Annotated in this window: 3 protein-coding genes; all 3 read left to right on the top strand. The window is 67.7% G+C overall.

All coding sequences use genetic code 11. The annotated features are described in order from the left end of the window. Positions 1–130: 130 nt before the first annotated feature. Positions 131–568 (top strand): hypothetical protein, encoded by a 438-nt coding sequence (locus tag MJ797_RS19075; protein ID WP_239337171.1) that lies wholly within the window; start codon positions 131–133, stop codon positions 566–568. After that, entirely contained in the window at positions 565–4,785 is a 4,221-nt protein-coding gene (locus MJ797_RS19070; protein WP_239337168.1) for a caspase family protein, read from the top strand. The genes MJ797_RS19075 and MJ797_RS19070 overlap by 4 nt, the downstream gene beginning before the upstream one ends. A gap of 115 nt (positions 4,786–4,900) precedes the next feature. Next, positions 4,901–5,694, top strand: a 794-nt coding sequence (locus MJ797_RS19065; protein WP_239337165.1) for a phosphate/phosphite/phosphonate ABC transporter substrate-binding protein, incomplete at its 3' end; no start/stop codon positions are given.

The raw sequence follows: 5,694 nt of genomic DNA, 5'->3' as shown, positions 1-5,694 counted from the left end.
CGACAACGATGCGAGGTGCGTGCCCCAGCCCCGCGATGCCGCGTCCCTATTGCCGGTCGCTCTTAGCGCGCCCGAGGATAGGGCGCTCTTATGCAGGCCTCGCTGGTCGATTGGGGGGAGACATATGGACGTGGCAATACGGCTGCCGGGAAGCACCACGGACGATCTCCGATCGTTGCAGGCCTGGCTGGCCGCGGAAGACGAGTTACGCGGCCGGGTGGAGCCCATCGAACAGACACCGGCTCCAGGCCAGCTGGGGTCGGCCCTCGATACGCTGATCGTCGCGCTGGGTCCGGGCGGTGCCGTATCGGTGCTGCTCGCAGGCCTGATCTCCTGGATTCGGAGCCGACACAGCGATGTGGATATCACCGTGGAACGGCGGGACGGCCATACCACGATCCGGCTGTCGGCACGGCGGATACGGGAGCTGAACGCCGCCAGCCTCCGGGACGAGATCGACCAGCTCGGCCAGGCACTCAGCGGGCCGCTCCCCCCGGCGGCGAGCGCTGACCCGAGCCCGCCCGTGCCTCCCCGCCGCGGCCAGCCCGGCGCGAACCGCGCACCGTGACCGGGCTGGCCAATCCGGGGGTACGGATGCTGCTCGTCGGTACCAGCACGCACGAGCCGGGGTCACGGCTGCCCGATGTTCCCGCGGTCACCCGTACCGTTACCGACCTCGCACGGTGCCTGACAGACCGCTGCGGCCTGCCCGAGCCGGGGCTGCGCACGCTGGTCGACCCGGCCGACCCGATCGTGTTCGACAATGCGGTCAGCACCGCGGCCCAGGAGGCCAGCGACGTCCTGCTCGTCTACTACGTCGGCCACGGGCTGCTCAGCCCGGACGGCGAGCTGCACCTGGCCACATCCGCCTCACTCGACCTGACCCGGCCACCGACGCCGAACTACCAGGCCTTTCCCTACCGCGCCCTCCGTGACACCCTCGCCAACTGCCGGGCGCGGACGGTGGCGGTCGTGCTGGACTGCTGTTTTGCCGGCCGGGCATCGGCCGCGCTGCTCACCGGCACCGATGACGTGTTCGCGATGACCGCCGTCCGCGACAGCTACCTGCTCACCGCCGCCGCACCCGAGGACGCGGCCCTGGCGCTGCCGGGCGAGCGGCACACCGCGTTCACCGGCGCGCTGATAGACCTCCTGACCAGGGGTGACCCGACCGGCCCACCACGGCTCACCCTCGAACGCGCCTACCGTTATCTCGCCCGTGCCCTGCCCGCCACCGGCCGACCGGAACCGCGTCGCAACGCCGGCGGCAGAGCCGGCGATCTCATGCTCACCGACAATCGGGCCTACCGGCCGCCCCCGCCCTCACGCCGCCCTGGCCAGCCCGGCGGCGATCAGGAAACACTCCGGCCCGACAGCCACACCGACACCGACCCTGATCCGGTCGAAGACATCTGCCCCTACCGGGGGCTGGAGGCCTACGGCCCGAACGACGCACGATTCTTCTTCGGCCGTGACACGCTCACCGCCTCGCTGCTGGCGCGGCTGACCGACCGGCTCACCGATCCCCGCCCGGTGATGGTGGTGGGGGCCTCCGGCTCGGGCAAATCGTCGTTGCTACGCGCCGGGCTCATCCCGGCGGTACGTGCCGGCAAGCTGGATGTACCCGGATCATGGGAATGGCCGTGCCATGTCATCACCCCGGGTTCGGACCCACTCGCCGAGCTGGCCTCGCTGCTGGCCCGCGCCACTGGCAGCCCACCGGAGGCTGTTCGTGCTCTCCTGGCAGATGATCCACAACGGGCGACTGATCTCACGGAGAGCGCTGTTGACGCCGCGATGCCCGCCGATACCGGCTACACCGCCGAGCCGGGGGCGACGACTGGCGCCGCCGCGCCGACACCGCGGATGCTGCTGGTCGTCGACCAGTTCGAGGAGCTGTTCACCAACGACATCCCCGCCACCGACCAACAGGCCTTCGTCCGGGCACTCACCGCCGCCAGCACCCCCCGGAACAACATCCCGCCTCCCGCACTTGTCGTCATCGGGATGCGCGCGGACTTCTACGGCCGCGCCACGGAGCACCCCGAGCTCGTCGGCGGGCTGAGCGACGGCCAGGTCCCCGTCGGGCCGATGACCCGCGCCGACCTCATCGACGTCATCCGCCGCCCCGCGCAGGAAGTCGGGCTCGATCTCGAAGCCGGCCTCGTGGAGATGCTCCTGCGAGACCTCGGTATCGGCGGAGCCGTGGACAGCGTCGGATCCGGCCGCGTCCACGGCGTCAGCGTCCTACCGCTGCTGTCCTATGCGTTGCTGACTACCTGGCAGCAACGTGACGACCGGCTGCTTACCGCCGCGGGCTACGCCGCGACGGGCGGCATTGACGACGCCGTCGCCACCACCGCCGAACGGGTCTATGCCGCGCTTGACAAGGCCGGCCAGGCCGCGGCCCGCTGGCTGCTGCTCCGCCTCGTGCACGTCAGTGCCGACGGAGGTGAGGACACCCGACGCCGTCGTTCCCGCGCTGAACTGATCGCCGAGTACCCGGACGGGAGCGCCGTCGAAGCGGTGCTCGACGCGTTCGCCACCGAAAAGGCCCGCCTGCTCACCATCGGCCAGGATACCGTGCAGATCACGCACGAAGCGCTGCTGCATGCCTGGCCAGCCCTACGTTCCTGGATCGACACCGACCGGTCCGCCCTCATCGTCGAACAAGGCCTCAGCGACGACGCCAAGACCTGGCGGGACAGCGGCGATGACCCCGACCTGCTCTACCGCGGCACCCGGCTGGCCCTGGCCCGTGAGCGGGTCGAAACCTCCGGCCGGCACGACAGCCTCGCCCCGGCCGCCCGGACCTTTCTCGCTGCCAGCATCGACAGCGACAATGCCCGTGCCGAGGCTGAACGCCGCCGAGCGCGCCGGACCATGCTGTTCGCCATCACGAGCACCGCCTTGTTGATCCTGACGCTGGCCGGAGCCGGCGTGGCCGTCATCAACCAACGAGACGCCAGATCCCAACAGCAAATCGCAACCGCCCGGCAGCTCATCGCGCAAGCCGACGCCATTCGAGACGTCGACCCCCGTGTCGCTCTGCAACTTGCCGTTGCGGCGTATCGCATCCACCCGGGCGACGAAACCCATTCTGGTCTGCTCAGCACACTCACCGCCATGCGCTACCGAGGAGCTCTTCGCAACGACAGCGGCACTGTGTCATCTGTTGCTTTTGCCTCGGACGGACAGACGCTGGCCACCGGCGGCAGCGACGGCAGCATACTTCTGTGGGAACTCCCCGGCCGGCACGGCGCCGACGCATACGGACAGCCCTTCACCGGGCAGCCCCATGCATTCGGCAGGCCTGTCAGCAAACAACACAGTGTGGTTTCCGTGGCTTTCGCCCCGGACGGGCGGACGCTGGCCACCGGCGGCGGCGATGGCACGACGGTTCTGTGGGATGTCACCGACCGTGCCAATGCCCATGCCCTCGGAGAACCGTTGGCCGGAAGCGGCGGCAGCGCGGTATCAGTGGCCTTCGCGCCGGCCGGGCAAACCCTGGCTATCGGCGACGGCGACGGCACGCCGCACCTCTGGGACGTCACCGACCGGGCCCACCCCCGCTGGCTCAACCCCGAACAGGAGCGGACCGGTCATTCCGGACCGGTGACCTCGGTGGCATTCGCGCCCGACGGGCAGACACTGGCTACCACCAGCGGTGACGGCAGTGCGGTCCGTTGGGACGTCCGCGACCGGAGCCATCCCCGCCGGGACGGACCGCTGCTGGCCGGCCACCAAGAGCCGGCGTATTCCGCGGCGTTCACGTCCAACGGACGCATACTGGCTACCGGCAGCGATGGTATAGTCTCCCTCTGGGACATCACCGATCCCGCTCAGACACGGCTCGAACAGGTGATAGCCGGTCACAGAGGGCCGGTGGCCTCGGTGGCATTCGCACCCGACGGGCACAGACTGGCTAGCACCAGCGGTGACGGCAGCGCGTTTCTCTGGGATCTCACCAACCGGCCGGAGAGGCTCGGCCCGCCCCTGGGCCATCACACTCCGGTGACCGAGGTGTTTTTCGATGGGAACACCCTCGTCGGCCGCGGCTCGGACGGCTCCGATATCGGCTGGGACATCACGGACCGGACCCGGCCCCACCAGCTCGAAGCACCCCCGGCTGGCTACCGTGACCGGACGCTGTCTCTCGCCCTGTCGCCGACCGGGAGAACCCGTGCCATCGGCGGCGACCCAGACGGCAACGTGACCTTGGAGGACGTCACGGACAGAGACCATCCACGGCAACTCGGCCAGCCCCTCACCGGTCACCGAACAGCGGTGACCGCCGCGGCTTTCGCGCCCGACGAGCACACGCTGGCCACTGCCAGCAGCGACGGTATGGTGATTCTCTGGGATGTCGCCGACCGGAGCCGGCCACGACGACTCGGCCAGCCCCTCACCGATCATCTCAAATCAGTGACCTCGGTGGCCTTCGCGCCCGACGGACAGACACTGGCCACCGGCAGCAGCGACCATACCGTCATCCTTTGGGACGTCGCCGACCGGAGCCGCCCGCGACGACTCGGCCAGCCCCTCACCGATCATCTCAAATCAGTGACCTCGGTGGCCTTCACGCCCGACGGGCACACACTGGCCACCGGCAGCAACGACGGTACAGCTATCTTGTGGGATCTCACGAGTCTCGACGACCTCCGGAAATACGCGGTGCACCATGCGTGCACCATCGCGGGAGGAAGTCTCGACAGGGACGAGTGGGCCCGCTACATTCCGGTGCTGCCATACCAGGAGACCTGCCCCACCGAACAGGCCAGTTAATGTTGCTTCATTTTCTCATCCTTTCTCGCGCACCCGGCCCCAGCCGGGAGAAAGCTGTTCGGAACAGCTCGTGCGCGGATCAGGGAACCCGAGCGAGAGCCGGAGGAAAATGCAGATGAAACGCATCTTCGCTGGACTGGCGGCAGTTTTCGTTGCCCTTTCAACAGCCGGCTGCCACTCGCCCGTCAATAATAGCGAGAACCCCACCAGGACACTGGTTTTCACGGCGGTTCCCAGCCGGCTGCCCGGACCCCTGGAGGAATCCTTCCGACCGATTCTCAGATTGCTTGAGGAAGAGACCGGCAGGAAGATCCGGTTCCAGGCCGCGCCGGACTACGCGACGGTCATCGAAGGTGTCCGCACCGGGCAGGTCGACATAGCTGAGATGGGACCGTTCTCCTACGTGCGCGTCAAGCGGCTGGGTACCCAGGCCACTGCCGTAGCGGCCCGGGTGGTCGAGAAGGGCGACATCCCGGGATACTATTCCTATGGCATCACACGTGCGGATTCCCCGATCACCTCTCTCGCCGGCTTCCGTGGCAAAAAGGTCTGTTTCGTCGACAAAAACTCCGCCTCTGGATATCTGTACCCAAAAGCCGCGCTACTAAAGAACGGCATCTCGCCGGAAAATGATCTCACGGCGATCTTTACCCGTAGCCACGACTCCTCGGTACTCGCGGTATCCAACGGGCAGTGCGACGCCGGATTCGCCTACGATTCAGTAGTTAATCATCGGCTGCTCGAGGAGGGGCAGCTCAGGCCCGGCGAGATCAAAATTCTATGGAAATCCGAGGAAATTCCCGGCGGCCCACTGGTGATCAATAACAGTCTGCCAACGACACTACGCGAAAAAATAATCACAGCACTGCAACAGAAAGCCAACGCCGACTACCTGCGGTCAAAGGGGTT

The organism is Protofrankia sp. CiP3 (assembly GCF_917627345.1).
In the GTDB taxonomy this organism is placed as follows: domain Bacteria; phylum Actinomycetota; class Actinomycetes; order Frankiales; family Frankiaceae; genus Protofrankia.
This window is presented reverse-complemented; position numbering and strand designations above follow the sequence as displayed.